We start from the raw sequence: 16,017 nt of genomic DNA, 5'->3' as shown, positions 1-16,017 counted from the left end.
CTTAAAGCATGGACATGCACGCAGATGTGCTGATTGTCGGGGCCGGAATGGTCGGAAGCGCCCTGGCGCTGGCGTTGCAGGGCAGTGGCTTGCAGGTGCTGCTGCTCGACGGCAGCCCCTTGAGTGTCAAACCGTTCGAGCCAGATGCGGCGTTTGAACCGCGGGTGAGCGCGTTGTCGGCTGCCAGCCAGCGCATCCTCGAACGCCTGGGCGTATGGGACGGCATCGTCGAGCGCCGCGCCAGCCCCTACGGCGAGATGCAGGTGTGGGATGGCAGCGGCACCGGGCAGATCCACTTCTCGGCGGCCAGCGTGCATGCCGAGGTGCTCGGGCATATCGTCGAAAACCGCGTAGTGCAGGATGCCTTGCTGGAGCGCCTGCACGACTGCGACCTCGGCCTGCTGGCCAATGCGCGCCTTGAGCAGATGCGCCGCTCCGGCGATGACTGGCTGCTGACCCTGGCTGATGGTCGCAAGTTGCGTGCGCCGCTGGTGGTGGCCGCCGATGGCGCCAACTCCGCAGTACGCCGCCTGACCGGCACCCCGACCCGCGAGTGGGATTACCTGCATAACGCGATCGTCACCAGCGTGCGCAGCAGCCAGCCGCACCAGCGCACGGCCTGGCAACGCTTTACCGATACCGGCCCGCTGGCGTTCCTGCCGCTGGTACGGGATGGGCAGGAAGATTGGTGTTCGATTGTCTGGTCGACCACGCCGGCTGAATCCGAGCGCCTGATGGCTCTGGATGATGAACGCTTCTGCCGGGAACTCGAGCGTGCCTTCGAAGGCCGCCTGGGCACTGTGATCAGCGCCGACTCGCGGGTCTGCGTGCCGTTGCGCCAGCGCCATGCCAAACGCTATGTGGCCGAGGGCCTGGCGTTGATCGGCGACGCGGCCCATGTGATCCACCCGTTGGCAGGGCAGGGCGTGAACCTGGGCTTCCTCGACGCGGCGGTGCTGGCCGAAGTGTTGCTGGCGGCCACCGAGCGCGGCGAGCGCCTGGCGGACGTGAAGGTGCTGAGCCGTTACGAGCGGCGGCGCATGCCGCACAACCTGGCGTTGATGGCGGCGATGGAAGGCTTTGAACGCCTGTTCCAGGCTGATCAACTGCCGTTGCGCTGGTTGCGTAACGCCGGCTTGAAAATCGTCGACCAGATGCCCGAAGCCAAAGCGGTGTTTGTGCGCCAAGCGCTAGGTTTGACTGGCGATCTACCAGAACTCGCTAAACCCTGAATTGAAATACAGTCCCCTGTGGGAGGGGGCTTGCCCCCGATGAGGCCCTCAACCCTCGCGCATATTCGGGCTGTGCAACATCTGGTAACGCCTCCGCCGAGCGTTACCAAATGTGAGTCCTTATCATTTGCCCTCAATTTGCAAATGAGAGAGACCGCACCCATGTTGGCACCCAAGCGCCTCCTGACTGCCCTGGCACTCACCCTGATCGGCAGCACCACCGTGCAGGCGGCCGACGAAGTGGTGGTCTACTCCTCGCGTATCGACGAACTGATCAAGCCGGTTTTCGATGCCTACACCAAGAAGACCGGCGTGCAGGTCAAGTTCATCACCGACAAGGAAGCGCCGCTGATGCAGCGCATCAAGGCCGAAGGCGAGAACGCCACCGCCGACCTGCTGCTCACCGTCGACGCCGGCAACCTGTGGCAGGCTGAACAGATGGGCATCCTGCAACCCTTCACCTCCGCCGTCATCGACAAGAATATTCCGCTGCAATATCGCTCATCGGCCCACGCCTGGACCGGTTTGAGCCTGCGTGCACGGACGATCGCCTATTCCACCGACCGGGTAAAATCGGGCGAACTGACCACCTACGAAGCCTTGGCCGACAAACAGTGGGAAGGCCGCCTGTGCCTGCGTACGGCGAAAAAGGTCTATAACCAGTCGCTGACCGCGACCTTGATCGAAACCCATGGCGCGGCCAGGACCGAAGAGATCGTCAAGGGCTGGGTCAACAACCTGTCCACCGACGTGTTCTCCGATGACATTGCCGTGCTGGAAGCCATAAACGCCGGGCAGTGCGACGTGGGTATCGTCAACACCTACTACTACGGTCGCCTGCACAAGCAGAAGCCGGACCTGGCAGTGAAACTGTTCTGGCCGAACCAGGGCGACCGTGGCGTGCATGTGAACCTTTCGGGCATCGGCCTGACCAAGCACGCGCCGCACCCGGAAGCGGCCAAGGCACTGGTGGAGTGGATGACTACGCCTGAGGCGCAGAAGATCTTTGCCGACGTGAACCAGGAGTTCCCCGCCAACCCGGCGGTGCCGCCATCGGCGGAAGTGGCGAGCTGGGGCAAGTTCGTGGCCGATACCTTGCCGGTGGAAGTGGCGGGCAAGCGCCAGGCCGAGGCCATTCGCCTGATGGATCGCGCCGGCTGGAACTGAATGTGTAAATTGCCACAGATCTAAATGTGGGAGGGGGCTTGCTCCCGATAGCGGAGTGTCAGTCTAATCATCAGTGACTGGCACTCCGCTATCGGGGGCAAGCCCCCTCCCACATTGTTTTGTGTTTGTCTTTGAATAGTCTGTTCATAGAGAGCTTTTCCTTGGCCCACCCCGCCCAACGCCGTTGGTACCTGCCGGTCTTTTCCGTCGCCGCCCTGGTGCTGCTGCCGCTGAGCGTGCTGCTGCTGTCCTGGCAAAGCATCGACCACCAGATCTGGTCCCATCTCTGGGATACCCAGATGCCTCGATTGCTGGGCAACACCTTGACCCTGGTACTCGGCGTCGGTCTTGGTGTGACACTGTTGGGTGTCAGCCTGGCCTGGTTGACCAGCCTCTGCGAATTCCCCGGGCGCCGCTGGCTCGATTGGGCGCTGATGCTGCCCTTTGCGATCCCGGCTTATGTGCTGGCCTTCGTGTTCGTCGGCCTGCTGGATTTCGCAGGGCCCGTGCAAACCCTGCTGCGCGAATGGTTCGGTGCCGGGCTGCGTTTGCCGCGAGTGCGCTCCACCAGCGGCGTGATCATCGTGTTGGTGCTGGTGTTCTACCCTTACGTCTACTTGCTGGCGCGCACGGCGTTCCTGGCCCAGGGCAAGGGTTTGATGGAAGCGGCGCGGGTGCTGGGGCAGTCGCCCTGGCAAGCGTTCTGGCGCGTGGCCTTGCCGATGGCGCGCCCGGCGATTGGTGCTGGCGTGGCCTTGGCCTTGATGGAGACCCTGGCGGATTTCGGCGCCGTCTCGGTATTCAACTTCGACACCTTCACCACCGCCATCTACAAGACCTGGTATGGTTTTTTCAGCCTTTCCAGTGCCGCGCAACTGGCCAGCCTGTTGCTGCTGGTGGTGATGCTGGTGCTGTATGGCGAACGGCGCGCGCGTGGGGCGAGCCGACCGAGCAATGAGCGACCACGAGGCAAGGCGTTGTACCACCTGCGCGGGCTCAAGGCGGCTGCGGCCAGTGCCTGGTGCGGCCTGGTCTTCGCCTGCGCATTTGTGATCCCGATGCTGCAACTGGTGGCCTGGTTCTGGCAGCGCGGGCGCTTCGACCTGGATGAGCGCTATACCGGCCTGATCGTCCACACCCTCTACCTGGGCGGTATCGCGGCGCTGATCACCGTCAGCGTGGCGCTGGTACTGGCCTTTTCCAACCGCCTGGCGCCGACCCGGGCGATTCGCTCCGGCATCAGCCTGGCCAATGTCGGCTATGCCTTGCCGGGCTCGGTGCTGGCGGTGTCAATCATGCTGGCGTTCAGCTACCTTGACCGTGAGCTGGTGGTGCCGTTCTCCGGCTGGCTGGGCGGTGCGGGCAAGCCCTTGCTGCTGGGCAGCCTGTCTGCACTGGTGTTGGCATATCTGGTGCGATTTCTGGCGGTAGCGTACGGGCCGCTTGAAAACAGCCTGGCACGCATTCGCCCATCGCTGCCCGAAGCTGCACGCAGCCTTGGGGTGAGCGGCCCACGACTGTTTTGCAAAGTGTATCTGCCGTTGTTGCTGCCGGGTACCTTGAGCGCGGCGCTGCTGGTGTTCGTCGACGTGCTCAAGGAAATGCCTGCAACCCTGCTGATGCGCCCGTTCGGCTGGGACACCCTGGCGGTGCGGATCTTTGAAATGACCAGTGAAGGCGAATGGGCGCGGGCTTCCTTGCCGGCCCTGACCCTGGTGCTGGTCGGGTTGTTGCCGGTCATCGGGCTGATTCGCCGCTCTGCCCGACAAATCGGTTAGGTGCCAGTCCTACAGCTTGAGGCTACAATGCGCGGCATTCGGTGCGCTCCGTCTTTCGGGTCGACCTGCTGTATGTGCCTGTGGGCCTTGTAATTCAAGGTGTTCGGCGCAGGTGGCAGCTCTGCGCACCTTCGCCAAGCCCGGAAGGAGAAACCCATGGGACAGCGTACGCCTCTGTATGACCTGCATCTCGCCCTCGGCGCGAAAATGGTCGATTTTGGCGGTTGGGATATGCCTTTGCATTACGGCTCGCAAGTTGAAGAACACCATCAGGTGCGACGCGACTGCGGGGTTTTCGATGTATCTCATATGACCGTAATCGATGTCAGCGGCCTTCAGGCCAAGGAATGGCTCCAGCACTTGCTGGCCAATGATGTCGATCGATTGCACGGCTGTGGCCGTGCGTTGTACAGCGCCATGCTCAACGAGCAGGGCGGGGTAGTGGACGACATGATCGTCTACCGCACCGAAAGCGGTTACCGACTGGTGGTCAACGCCGCCACCCGCGATCAGGACATGACCTGGATGCAAGCGCAATTGGGCAGTTACCAGGCGCAACTGCATGAGCGGCCCGAGTTGGCCATGCTCGCCATCCAGGGGCCCCACGCCCGGCAGAAAATCGCTGAACTGGTGACCCAGTCCCGTGGCACCCTGATTCGTCAGCTCAAGCCGTTCGAAGGCCAGGCCGACGGTGACTGGTTCATCGCCCGCACCGGCTATACCGGTGAAGATGGCCTGGAAATTGTCCTGCCCGCCGACCAGGCCCCGGGGTTTTTCAACGATCTGGTGGGTGCCGGCATTTCCCCTATCGGCCTCGGCGCCCGCGATACCTTGCGCCTGGAGGCCGGCATGAACCTGTACGGCCAGGACATTCATCAGGCTGTTTCGCCCCTGGCGGCCAACATGGCCTGGAGCATTGCCTGGGAGCCCTTCGGGCGCAACTTCATCGGCCGCGCCGCGCTGGAAGCGGAAAAAGCCGCCGGTGTGCAGTTCAAACTGGTGGGGCTGGTGCTCGAGGAGCGCGGGGTTTTACGGGCTCATCAGGTGGTTCGTATCGCCAATGTTGGCGAAGGAGAGATCACCAGTGGTAGTTTCTCGCCTACGCTAAGCAAATCCATTGCCCTGGCGCGTGTACCGACGGCGACTGCCGACCGGGCCGAAGTGGAAATCCGCGGCAAGTGGTACCCGGTGCGAGTGGTCAAGCCGACCTTCGTGCGCCATGGCAAAACCTTGATCTAACTATTTCCGGCAGGCCGAAGGCCGCTGACATTTCTTCTTGAGGACACAGACTATGAGCAATATCCCTGCCGACCTGCGTTTTGCCGAAAGTCACGAATGGGCCCGCCTGGAAGCCGACGGCACCGTGACCGTCGGGATCTCCGACCATGCACAGGAAGCCTTGGGTGATGTGGTGTTTGTTGAGCTGGCTGAGGTCGGCGCTACTTTTGAAGCCCAAGGCCAGGCGGGTGTGGTTGAGTCCGTGAAGGCCGCGTCGGATATCTATTCGCCGATTGCGGGCGAAGTGATTGCGGTCAACGAAGAGTTGGGTGGTAGTCCGGAGCTGCTGAACGCTAATCCGTATGAAGCCTGGATCTTTAAGCTCAAGCCAAGCAATCCGGCCGAGCTGGACAAGCTGCTTGACGCTGCCGGCTACGCAGCCGCCATCGGCGAATAAACGCAGAGGCCATGTGGGAGGGGGCTTGCCCCCGATAGCAGTGTGCCAGTCAGCTCACTTGTAGCTGACACACCGCAATCGGGAGCAAGCCCCCTCCCACATTTAATAAGTGCTCAGCCTGCTTTCAATACCGCTTCGACCGCCGCCACAGCCCGCTCCACATCCGCCTCCGTCATCGCCGTAAACATCGGCAACGACACGATCAAGCGCCCGACACGCTCTGCCACCGGGAACATGCCTTCCTTGAAACCCTGCGCCCGATACAGGCTCAGCAGGTGAATGGGCGGGTAGTGATAGCCAATGCCGACGCCCTGGGCCTGCATCTGCTCCATGAACGTCGCACGTGCCGGCAGGCCATCGTGACGCTCCGGCAGCACCAGTTGGAACAGGTGCCAGTTGCTGTTTTCGAAGTCCGGCGGCGGTAGCTGCGCGCCGTATTTCTCTTCAAAATCACTGCCAAAGCACTTGAAATAATGGCGTGCCAGGTTCTGGCGGTGGGCGGTGATCTTCTCGATATGCGCAAACTGCCCCAGGCCAATGGCTGCGGCAATGTCGGTCATATTGAACTTGCCGCCCAACACATCCACATCCAAGCCGTCGAAACCGCTGCGAGTCACGCCCTGCAGGCGATATTTCTCTGCCAGGCGGGCTTCTTCGGCGTTGTTCAACACCAGGCAGCCGCCTTCGGACGAAGTGATGTTCTTGTTCGCCTGGAAGCTGAACGATACGAAGTCGCCGGTGGCGCCAATTCGCTCTCCATCCCAACTGGACCCCAGGGCCTGGGCTGCATCTTCGACGATACGCAGGTTGTACTTGTTCGCCAGTGCATAAAGCATCGGCATATCCAGGGGCAAACCGGCCAGGTAGACCGGGATGATCGCCTTGGTACGCGGGGTGATAGCCGCTTCGACCTGGGCCAGGTCAATGTTGCGGGTTACCGGGTCGATATCGGCAAATACGGGCGTGGCACCCACCTCGAGGATGACGTTGGCCGTGGCAACCCAGGAAATTGGCGTGGTGATGACCTCATCCCCAGGCCCGATGCCGGCGATGCGCAAGGCGATTTCCATGGTGCAGGTGCCCGAGTTGAAGGTGCGCACCGGGCGCCCGCCAAAATACTCCGACAACTGCGCTTCGAACGCCTGCACCTTCGGCCCACTGGTGATCCAGCCGGAACGCAGGACATCGCCCACCGCCGAGATGGTGGCTTCATCAATGGTAGGTTTGGAAAACGGCAGGAAGGGCAGTTGGCTCATGTCGAAGAGGGCATCCGTTTCAGGTAGGCGACAGGTACTAATAGGCGAGTCAGTAACGCATGGTTGCACGGCGAGACTGAATATAGCCTGTCGCTCATGAACGATTCGTCAGCGTGCAGGCAAAAAAATGCCGCTTGTAAAAGCGGCATTTTTTATCAGGCATGGTTACTCGGCTACGGCATTCTTCGCGAGGATGGCGTTGGCCAGCTCCATGTCAGTAGCCTTGAGGCCAGGGTTATCGGCGCGGACTTTCTGCATGGCCGCTTCCAGGTACGGGCCGCGAATGCCGCCGTCGCTGGCAACGAAGCTGCCTGCATCATCCTGGGCGGCAACGACCAGCTTGTGGTCCTTGAAGGTCAGGTACGTCGAGCCGGTGGTGGCGCCCGACGAGATGACATTACGCCAGAAGCTATCGGCCATGGCTGAGCCGACAGGAAGGGAAAGCACAGCGAGGGTGGCGACAGCATATTTGAGACGCATGATGGGTGACTCCGGTGGGTTATCTGTACGTTTTGATTGTAGTTAAGCCAATCGAGTTCCATCACTGACTAAACAGTTTCAACCTTTAAAATCACCCCTTCCAGGCCAACCACGCGTACTTGAGCGCCTGCAGGCGTGTCGGCACCAGTGACCATCCATACCCCATCGCCGACCTTGACCTTGCCACGACCATCCACAATGGCCTGATGCACCACGAAGGTGCGCCCAATCAACTCGGTACCACGCTCATTCAGCCCCGGTTGATCGCTGGCCTTGGCGCTGCTGCGCTGGCGTTTCCACCAGTACACCGCGGTCAATATCGACAACACGGCAAACAGCAGCAGTTGCCATTCCAGCCCGAGTGGCGGCACCAGGAACTTGATCACGCCCACAGCGGCGGCGGCGATACCCATCCACAGCAGGTAACCTCCTGCACCGAACACCTCAAGAATCAACAGCACGGTGCCCAGCGCCAGCCAATCCCAGAACGACAAATGCAGCAGGAACTCCCACATAGTGATCGCCTCAGACTTTCTGGTTGCCGAAAGTTGCTTTGACGATCTCGCCGATACCACCCACGGCCCCAATCACCTGGCTGGCTTCCAGCGGCATCAGGATGACCTTGCTGTTGTTGGCCGATGCCAGCTTGCCCAGGGCATCGATGTACTTTTGCGCAACGAAGTAGTTCACCGCCTGCACGTTACCCGACGCGATCGCCTCCGAGACCACTTGTGTCGCCCGGGCTTCGGCTTCGGCCTGGCGTTCACGGGCTTCTGATTCCAGGAACGCCGCCTGGCGGCTACCTTCGGCTTCGAGGATCTGCGCCTGCTTCTTGCCTTCGGCGGTCAGGATTGCCGACGCACGCAGGCCCTCGGCCTCGAGGATCTGTGCACGCTTGATCCGCTCGGCTTTCATCTGGCCGGACATGGCCGCCATCAGGTCGGCGGGCGGGCTGATGTCCTTGATCTCGATACGGGTGATCTTGATGCCCCACGGCGCGGTGGCTTCATCCACGGTGCGCAGCAGTTTTTCGTTGATACCGTCGCGCTGGCTCAGCATGGCATCCAGCTCCATCGAGCCGAGTACGGTACGGATATTGGTTTGCAGCAGGTTGCGGATGGCGTGCTCGAGGTTGTTGACCTCGTAGGCGGCCTGGGCGGTGTTGACCACCTGGAAGAAGCACACGGCATCGATCTGCACGGTGGCGTTGTCGGCTGTGATGACTTCCTGGGGCGGGATATCCAGCACGCTTTCCATCACGTTGATCTTGCGACCGATGCGGTCCATGACCGGGATGATGATATTCAGGCCGGGCTTGAGGGTGTTGGTGTAGCGGCCGAAACGCTCGACGGTCCACTGGTAGCCTTGGGGCACCACTTTGAAACCCATGAACAGGATGGCGATGGCCAATCCCACGAAAAGAAGCAGTACGGTTCCGATCTGCATAACGATTCCCTATCTGGAGGTGTCAGTGAACGACATTAGGCCGATTGTAACGGTCTGGTCACGAATAAAGACGGTTTCACGGCCCAACTAACAAAGGATTTGTTTCCGGATCCCCAGGCGTGACCCGTAATACCTCCGTCATCGTGGTCAGGCCGGCCTTCACTTTGTCGATACCGGCCATGCGCAGGCTGCTCATGCCCTGTGCCAATGCCCGGCGGCGCAGTGCCTGTATGTCCGCGCCGGGAGTAACCAAACCCTTGAGCGCCGGGTCCATGGGCATGATTTCGTAGAGCCCGGCTCGGCCCCGATAACCACTGTCACGGCACTCCACACAGCCGACGGCCTCATAGCCGCCAACGTCTTCCAGTTTTGCCGGGCGCTTGCAGTGGGTGCACAACACGCGAACCAGGCGCTGGGCCATAACGCCTATCAGCGTAGCCTTGATCAAATAATGAGCAATCCCCAGCTCTTGTAGGCGACTGATGGCGCTGGGCGCATCGTTGGTATGCAGGGTCGAGAGCACCAAGTGCCCGGTTAACGCGGCCTGGATCGCCATCTCTGCGGTTTCCTGATCGCGGATTTCGCCGATCATGATGATGTCGGGGTCCTGGCGCAGCAGGGCGCGGATGCCGCTGGCGAAGGTCAGGTCGATGTTGTGCTGCACCTGCATCTGGTTGAACGCCGGCTCGACCATTTCGATCGGGTCCTCCACGGTGCACAGGTTGACCTCCCGGGTCGCCAGTTGCTTGAGGGTGGTGTAGAGGGTGCTGGTCTTGCCCGAGCCGGTCGGGCCCGTGACCAGGATGATGCCATTGGCTTGCCGGGTCATGGCGTGCCAGCGCTGCTGGTCCGCGTTCGACAAGCCCAACTGGTCGAAGTCCTTGAGCAATACCTGGGGGTCAAAAATCCGCATCACCAGCTTTTCGCCAAACGCGGTCGGCAGGGTCGACAGACGCAGTTCCACCTCGACGCCCGCCGGGTTTCTGGTCTTGACGCGGCCATCCTGGGGCTTGCGTTTCTCGGCCACATTCATTCGCCCGAGGCTTTTCAAACGGCTGACCACCGCCGTGGTGACCTGGGGTGGAAATTGATAGACGTCGTGCAACAGCCCATCGATGCGAAAGCGCACCCGGCCCTGCTCGCGGCAGGGCTCAATGTGGATATCGCTGGCCCGTTGGGCAAAGGCGTACTGCAACAGCCAGTCGACGATGTTGACGATATGGGCGTCATTGGCCTCCGGCTCCTTGTCGCTGGCGCCGAGACTGAGCAGTTCGCCGTTGCCGGGCGTCGCCATCTTTTGATCGGCGCCACTGACTGACTTGGCCAGGCGGTAAAACTCGTTGATGCAGCGCTGGATATCCCGGGGGTTGGCAACCACGCGCTTGATGGAACGCTTGAGCACCTGGGCGAGCCCGGCTTCCCAGGCGCTGACATGGGGCTGGGCGCTGGCGACCGTGACGCTCTGAGCATCCACGGCCACTGCAAGAATGCCGTGGCGTTGGGCGAAGGCATGGGACATCAGGGGCACCACCGTTGCTACGTCGATCTGCAACGGGTCGATGCGCAGGTAAGGCTGGCCCACATGCCCAGCCAGCCATTGGGTCAGGCTCTCCAGGCAAGGGCCTTCGGCCGCGATGCATTCCAGGGGATGCAGGCCGCAGGGCGCTGCCGAAACTTTTTGCGCCGCCTGCGCCGTGATCTGCCCTTGCTCGATTAATGCCGGCAACAATTGATGCAGTTCCAGGGGGTAATCGCGAGAGGCAACGGACATGCAGGTTTTTCCTGGGAGGCTTGGGATGTAAATCCAAGGCTAGCCAGCCTCTGGAATTCCTCCTCCCTGGTTGTTTTGCAGGCTATTACCCAGCACTTGCCGCCAGCGCTTTAGGCCGCTCGGCATCAGCCGGCCAAAGCTTGAGGTCGCATACGCTGATCAGGTTTCGAATCTTTTCACCGATCACTTGGGCACGGTGCCAGCTCAGCCCGTCCATCACGATATCGATGTTCAGCAAGTCGGCTGCCCGGCTCACACTGACCTGGGCAGGGGTCAGGAACTGCAACGCGAAATAGTTCAGCACCCGGCACAGCACGTCCGGTTCCGCTTCTGCGACGATGTGATAGTGCGCCTGGCAATGGGCGCTGTTGACGGCCCAGGCATCGACACGGGTGGCAGGGGGGTTGGTTTCAACGGCATGCATGCTGACTCTCCAGATTCGACTGGAGAAATTTTTACATTCGCCTCGGGAGAATTCTTATCTAAGATGAGCTTCTTTTGCGATTAATCAAATCGAACAATTCAAAATAAGCTTATTTGCAGGTATTTCTATGCACAGCGAGTTGGACGTCTATGACCGCCGCATCCTGGCCCTGCTGCAAGAGGATGCCTCGCTCTCCAGCGCACAGATCGCCGAGCAGGTCGGCCTGTCGCAGTCTCCCTGTTGGCGGCGCATTCAGCGGCTCAAGGAAGAGGGGGTAATCCGCGGTCAGGTCACCTTGCTGGACCGCAAGAAAATCGGGCTCAACACGCAGATTTTCGCCGAGGTCAAACTCAATGCCCACGGCCGCTCCAACTTCACCGAGTTCACCGAGGCGATCCGTGAGTTTCCGGAGGTGCTGGAGTGTTATGTGCTGATGGGAGCGGTGGATTTTCTGCTGCGTATCGTCGCGTCGGACATCGAGGCGTACGAACGGTTTTTCTTTGACAAGTTGTCGATGGTGCCGGGGATCCAGGAGGTCAATTCGATTGTGGCGTTGTCGGAGATCAAGTCCACTACCAGCCTGCCAGTATTGCGCTGACAGGGAGGGCCCCATCGGGGGCAAGCCCCCCCCGTTGGAATGTATTCCCCGTGGGAGGGGGCTTGCTCCCGATGGCAATATTACAGGCGCAGAAGCGTCTTCCAGGCCCGATTCTGATACACCGCAATCGCCTGATGCATACGCGCATCCAGCGACTCATCGGTAATCGGCTGGTTAGCCAGGTGCGCCAGCTTGTTCAGCTCGCCGTACAAGCGGTCCAGTTCTGGAATGTCCACCACATGACGCGCATGGTGCAGCCAGGCCTGGATGCGTTCGATGCGCGGCAGTTGCTCGGCCAGGTCTTCCGGCTGTTGCTGGTAGCGTGGCAGTTGCAGGGCCACGGCGTCATCGGCCAGCAGGCGTGGCAGCCAGTTGGTGATTTGCGCTGCGCCCTGGCGGTTACCGCGCACGTTACGCTCGGCTGTCCAGGTGCGGGCGAGCAGCCAGCGCGAGGTGTTCAGTGAGAACAGGCCCCAGCGCACGTCGGTCAATTCTTCGACGAACTGCTCCGGCGCGGCTTTGCGAATGTCTTCATCGTCATCACCGGCCTGGACCAGCGGGCGCCAGTCTTCCAGCAGTGCATCCAGGGCGCTGCGCAGCTCGCTGGTGGACTGACGCGGGGCGGCCTGGCCGAGGCTGCCGATCAGGGCGCGCAGTTCGCCGAGGTTTTCGACCCAGTCCTGCAGCAGGCGCCAGTGGCCGTTGAAACGGTATTGCTCGGCCAGGCGCTGGCTGCTGCCCAGCAGGTGCCACATGATTGCGGCGAAAGCATCGTCCAGCGGCATTTCGGCGTGGATCTGCGGCGCAGGCAGGCTCAGGGAGTAGCTGCTGGCGTCGTACAGGCGATAGCCACGCTCGGCCTTGCTGATGTCACAGGGCATCAGCGCCAGGGTTGCGGCCAGTTCGGCGGCCAGTTCCAGCAGGGCAGCGGGTTCGCCTTCGCGCAGTTCCAGTTCCAGCTCGCAGATTTCTTCCTTCTGCTTGCCGACCACCACATGGCCCAGGTCCAGGGCGGCTTCGATCACCACCTTGGCCTTGCCGCGACCCCAGGCGATTTCGGCGCGTTCGCGGACGAAGTCGGTGGTGAAGATCGGCTTGAGGGTCTTTTTGTCCAGCTCAGCCAGTTGCTCGGGCCAGCATTCGCCGTCGAGTTTCTTCACGTCGAGCTTGGCTTTGGGCAGGTCCCAGTTGTACTCGTTGCGTTCCGACAAGCCGGCGACGCTTTGGCCACGGGTCTTGAGGGTCTGGATGATGTCGTCACCGTCCTTGCGCAGGCGCAGGGCAACCTTGGCCTGGGCCAGGTCGCGCTCGGGGGTGTCGAAGTACTGGTTCATCAACTCACGGCGTTCCCAGCCACTTTTGTTGCGTTTTTTCAGTAGCGGGTGCTCACGCAGCGCGGCGAGGGTTTCGCGGCTGACGCGGAGCTTGATTTCGGTTTCTTTCTGCATGGCCGGAAAATCCAGGATCGGGAGCGCAGCCGGGGAAAAATGTGGCTGCCAAGGTCGTGCAGTGTACAGGACTGAGCCCGGCAACGTGGCGCAACGGTTTATTGTGTCGTGCAGATGCCTCTATAGTGAGCTTCATCCGGGAAGTTGGGAGACCGCGCATGCCGTTACCGTCCATGAAAGAGCAGTTCGCCGCCTTGATCGCCGCACCGTCGGTGAGCTGCACCCAAGCGTCGCTCGACCAGACCAACCGCCCGGTGATCGATCTGCTCGCCGCGTGGCTGGGCGACTTGGGCTTTGCTATCGACATCCAGCAAGTCAGCCCTGGCAAATTCAACCTGCTCGCCAGTTTCGGCAGCGGCCCCGGTGGCTTAGTGCTGGCGGGCCATAGCGATACGGTTCCTTATGATGAGGCGCTGTGGAAGACCGATCCGCTCAAGCTGACGGAAGTCGATGGCCGTTGGGTAGGGCTGGGCAGTTGCGACATGAAGGGTTTTTTTGCCCTGGCCATTGAAGCGGTGTTGCCGTTGCTGGACCAGCCGTTCAAGCAGCCGCTGCTGATCCTCGCCACCTGTGACGAGGAAAGCTCCATGTCCGGTGCACGCGCCCTGGCCGAGGCGGGGCGGCCTCTGGGGCGGGCGGCGGTGATTGGCGAGCCGACGGGCCTCAAACCGATCCGCCTGCACAAGGGCGTGATGATGGAACGCATCGATATCCTCGGCCGCAGCGGCCACTCGTCGGACCCAAGCCTGGGCCACAGTGCCCTCGAAGCCATGCACGATGCCGTTGGCGAATTGCGCGGCCTGCGCCTGGCCTGGCAGCGCGAGTATCGCAATGCGCAATTTCGCGTGCCGCAACCGACCATGAACTTCGGCTGCATCCACGGCGGCGACAATCCCAACCGCATTTGCGGCCAGTGTTCCCTGGAATTCGACCTGCGCCCTTTGCCGGGGATGGACCCCGAGGTGCTGCGTGCGGCGATCCGGCAGAAGCTCGAACCCCTGGCCGAGCGCCACAAGGTCAAGATCGATTACGCGCCGTTGTTTCCCGAAGTGCCGCCTTTCGAGCAGCCTGAGGACGCCGAGTTGGTGCGGGTGGCGGAACGTTTGACCGGTCATCGTGCCGAAGCAGTAGCGTTCGGCACCGAAGCGCCTTATCTTCAGCGCCTTGGTTGTGAAACCCTTGTGCTTGGCCCCGGCGACATCGCCTGTGCCCACCAGCCGGGCGAGTACCTCGAAATGTCACGCTTGACGCCTACAGTGCGTCTATTGCGGGAACTGGTCGAACATTACTGCCTGAAGCCTGCATAAATTAACCTTTGCCCATTCGTACATAAGGAGAGCGAGCGTGTCGCCAAGCCTGTTCCGACGATAACCATCAGCCCGCTGTGCGTTTTTGCGACTCATCCTTTTTTCGGCTGCTTTTTATTACAGGCCCAGGTTCCATGCCCGAATACGTCAATTGGCTTCGCCATGCTTCGCCCTACATCAACGCCCATCGCGACTGCACATTTGTGGTCATGCTGCCCGGCGATGGTGTGGACCACCCGAACTTCGGCAATATCGTCCACGACCTGGTGCTGCTCCACAGCCTGGGTGTGCGGCTGGTGTTGGTGCATGGTTCGCGTCCACAGATTGAAACCCGCCTGCAGGCCCGCGGCCTGACCCCGGCTTACCACGAAGGCTTGCGCATCACCGATGCGTCGACGCTGGAGTGCGTGATCGACGCAGTAGGCCATTTGCGTATCGCCATTGAAGCGCGCTTGTCCATGGATATGGCCTCCTCGCCGATGCAGGGCTCGCGCCTGCGGGTGGCCAGCGGCAACCTGGTGACCGCGCGGCCGATTGGTGTGCTTGAGGGCATCGACTACCACCACACCGGCGAAGTGCGCCGGGTCGACCGCAAGGGCATTAACCGCCTGTTGGACGAACGCTCCATTGTGCTGCTGTCGCCATTGGGTTATTCGCCCACCGGTGAGATCTTCAACCTGGCCTGCGAAGACGTCGCCACCCGCGCCGCCATCGATTTGGGCGCCGACAAGCTGCTGTTGTTTGGTGCCGACCTGGGCCTGATCGATGAAAACGGTCGCCTGGTGCGTGAGCTGCGCCCACAGCAAGTGCCAGCGCACCTGCAACGCCTGGGCAGCAACTATCAAGCCGAGCTGCTTGATGCCGCTGCGCAAGCCTGTCGGGGTGGAGTGGGGCGCAGCCACATCGTCAGCTATGCCGAAGACGGCGCCTTGCTCACTGAGCTGTTCACCCGGGACGGCGGCGGTACGCTGGTGGCCCAGGAACAATTCGAGCTGGTACGCGAAGCGGCGATTGAAGACGTCGGCGGCTTGCTCGACCTGATCAGCCCGTTGGAGGAGCAGGGCATCCTGGTGCGCCGCTCGCGGGAAGTGCTGGAGCGTGAGATCGAACAGTTCAGCGTGGTCGAGCGCGAAGGCATGATCATCGCCTGCGCGGCGCTCTACCAGATTGCGGATTCAGATGCGGGGGAGTTGGCTTGCCTGGCAGTTAACCCTGAATATCGCCACGGTGGGCGCGGCGATGAATTGCTGGAGCGCATTGAGACCCGGGCCCGGGCCCAGGGGTTGAAGACGTTGTTCGTGCTCACTACTCGTACGGCCCACTGGTTCCGAGAGCGCGGGTTCGTGCCGAGCAGCGTGGACCGCCTGCCGTCGGCGCGGGCGTCTCTTTACAACTATCAGCGCAACTCGAAAATTTTCGAGAAAGCGTTGTAAAT

15 protein-coding genes are annotated in these 16,017 nt (G+C 61.5%); 8 read left to right on the top strand and 7 right to left on the bottom strand.

Going from position 1 to position 16,017, the window contains the following annotated elements; translation table 11 throughout:
• Nucleotides 1–14 precede the first annotated feature (14 nt).
• From BLU48_RS26955 to gcvH, 5 genes are all read left to right on the top strand, one after another.
• Nucleotides 15–1,232 (top strand): 2-octaprenyl-3-methyl-6-methoxy-1,4-benzoquinol hydroxylase, encoded by a 1,218-nt coding sequence (locus BLU48_RS26955; protein WP_164484866.1) that lies wholly within the window; start codon nucleotides 15–17, stop codon nucleotides 1,230–1,232.
• 162 nt (nucleotides 1,233–1,394) lie between these two features.
• Nucleotides 1,395–2,399: an extracellular solute-binding protein gene (locus BLU48_RS26950; protein ID WP_057022767.1), complete on the top strand. Its 1,005-nt coding sequence runs from the start codon at nucleotides 1,395–1,397 to the stop codon at nucleotides 2,397–2,399.
• A 161-nt stretch (nucleotides 2,400–2,560) separates the two neighbouring features.
• Nucleotides 2,561–4,177: an ABC transporter permease gene (locus BLU48_RS26945; RefSeq protein WP_057022768.1), complete on the top strand. Its 1,617-nt coding sequence runs from the start codon at nucleotides 2,561–2,563 to the stop codon at nucleotides 4,175–4,177.
• Between the two features lie 156 nt (nucleotides 4,178–4,333).
• Complete coding sequence (gene gcvT, locus BLU48_RS26940; protein ID WP_057022769.1) at nucleotides 4,334–5,416, top strand: glycine cleavage system aminomethyltransferase GcvT; 1,083 nt, start codon at nucleotides 4,334–4,336, stop codon at nucleotides 5,414–5,416.
• A 52-nt stretch (nucleotides 5,417–5,468) separates the two neighbouring features.
• Entirely contained in the window at nucleotides 5,469–5,852 is a 384-nt protein-coding gene (gcvH, locus tag BLU48_RS26935) for a glycine cleavage system protein GcvH (RefSeq protein ID WP_057022770.1), read from the top strand.
• 113 nt (nucleotides 5,853–5,965) lie between these two features.
• Here the strand turns inward: gcvH and BLU48_RS26930 are convergent, their stop codons facing one another.
• The 6 genes from BLU48_RS26930 to BLU48_RS26905 form a co-directional block, all read right to left on the bottom strand.
• Nucleotides 5,966–7,108 (bottom strand): DegT/DnrJ/EryC1/StrS family aminotransferase, encoded by a 1,143-nt coding sequence (locus BLU48_RS26930; protein ID WP_057022771.1) that lies wholly within the window; start codon nucleotides 7,106–7,108, stop codon nucleotides 5,966–5,968.
• A 165-nt stretch (nucleotides 7,109–7,273) separates the two neighbouring features.
• Entirely contained in the window at nucleotides 7,274–7,588 is a 315-nt protein-coding gene (locus tag BLU48_RS26925) for a DUF2388 domain-containing protein (protein ID WP_034116324.1), read from the bottom strand.
• Nucleotides 7,589–7,656: 68 nt separating this feature from the next.
• The gene (locus tag BLU48_RS26920) at nucleotides 7,657–8,103 is read right to left on the bottom strand and encodes an NfeD family protein (RefSeq protein ID WP_043046967.1); all 447 of its coding nucleotides are present in this window, start codon (nucleotides 8,101–8,103) and stop codon (nucleotides 7,657–7,659) included.
• 10 nt (nucleotides 8,104–8,113) lie between these two features.
• A complete protein-coding gene (locus BLU48_RS26915) occupies nucleotides 8,114–9,034 on the bottom strand; it encodes an SPFH domain-containing protein (RefSeq protein ID WP_057011345.1) in 921 nt (306 codons plus the stop codon).
• Nucleotides 9,035–9,110: 76 nt separating this feature from the next.
• Nucleotides 9,111–10,805: a GspE/PulE family protein gene (locus BLU48_RS26910; protein ID WP_057022772.1), complete on the bottom strand. Its 1,695-nt coding sequence runs from the start codon at nucleotides 10,803–10,805 to the stop codon at nucleotides 9,111–9,113.
• An 85-nt stretch (nucleotides 10,806–10,890) separates the two neighbouring features.
• Nucleotides 10,891–11,229: a hypothetical protein gene (locus tag BLU48_RS26905; protein WP_057022773.1), complete on the bottom strand. Its 339-nt coding sequence runs from the start codon at nucleotides 11,227–11,229 to the stop codon at nucleotides 10,891–10,893.
• Nucleotides 11,230–11,356: 127 nt separating this feature from the next.
• On the opposite strand from BLU48_RS26905, the gene BLU48_RS26900 reads away from it, so the two are divergent.
• The gene (locus BLU48_RS26900) at nucleotides 11,357–11,827 is read left to right on the top strand and encodes an Lrp/AsnC family transcriptional regulator (RefSeq protein ID WP_057022774.1); all 471 of its coding nucleotides are present in this window, start codon (nucleotides 11,357–11,359) and stop codon (nucleotides 11,825–11,827) included.
• 80 nt (nucleotides 11,828–11,907) lie between these two features.
• Here the strand turns inward: BLU48_RS26900 and BLU48_RS26895 are convergent, their stop codons facing one another.
• Complete coding sequence (locus BLU48_RS26895; RefSeq protein ID WP_043046971.1) at nucleotides 11,908–13,275, bottom strand: CYTH domain-containing protein; 1,368 nt, start codon at nucleotides 13,273–13,275, stop codon at nucleotides 11,908–11,910.
• Between the two features lie 158 nt (nucleotides 13,276–13,433).
• On the opposite strand from BLU48_RS26895, the gene argE reads away from it, so the two are divergent.
• A complete protein-coding gene (gene argE / locus BLU48_RS26890) occupies nucleotides 13,434–14,582 on the top strand; it encodes an acetylornithine deacetylase (protein WP_057022775.1) in 1,149 nt (382 codons plus the stop codon).
• A gap of 134 nt (nucleotides 14,583–14,716) precedes the next feature.
• Nucleotides 14,717–16,015 (top strand): amino-acid N-acetyltransferase, encoded by a 1,299-nt coding sequence (gene argA / locus BLU48_RS26885; protein ID WP_057022776.1) that lies wholly within the window; start codon nucleotides 14,717–14,719, stop codon nucleotides 16,013–16,015.
• The last annotated feature ends 2 nt before the right edge of the window (nucleotides 16,016–16,017 follow it).

The organism is Pseudomonas synxantha, from assembly GCF_900105675.1.
Taxonomy (GTDB): domain Bacteria; phylum Pseudomonadota; class Gammaproteobacteria; order Pseudomonadales; family Pseudomonadaceae; genus Aquipseudomonas; species Aquipseudomonas synxantha.
This window is presented reverse-complemented; position numbering and strand designations above follow the sequence as displayed.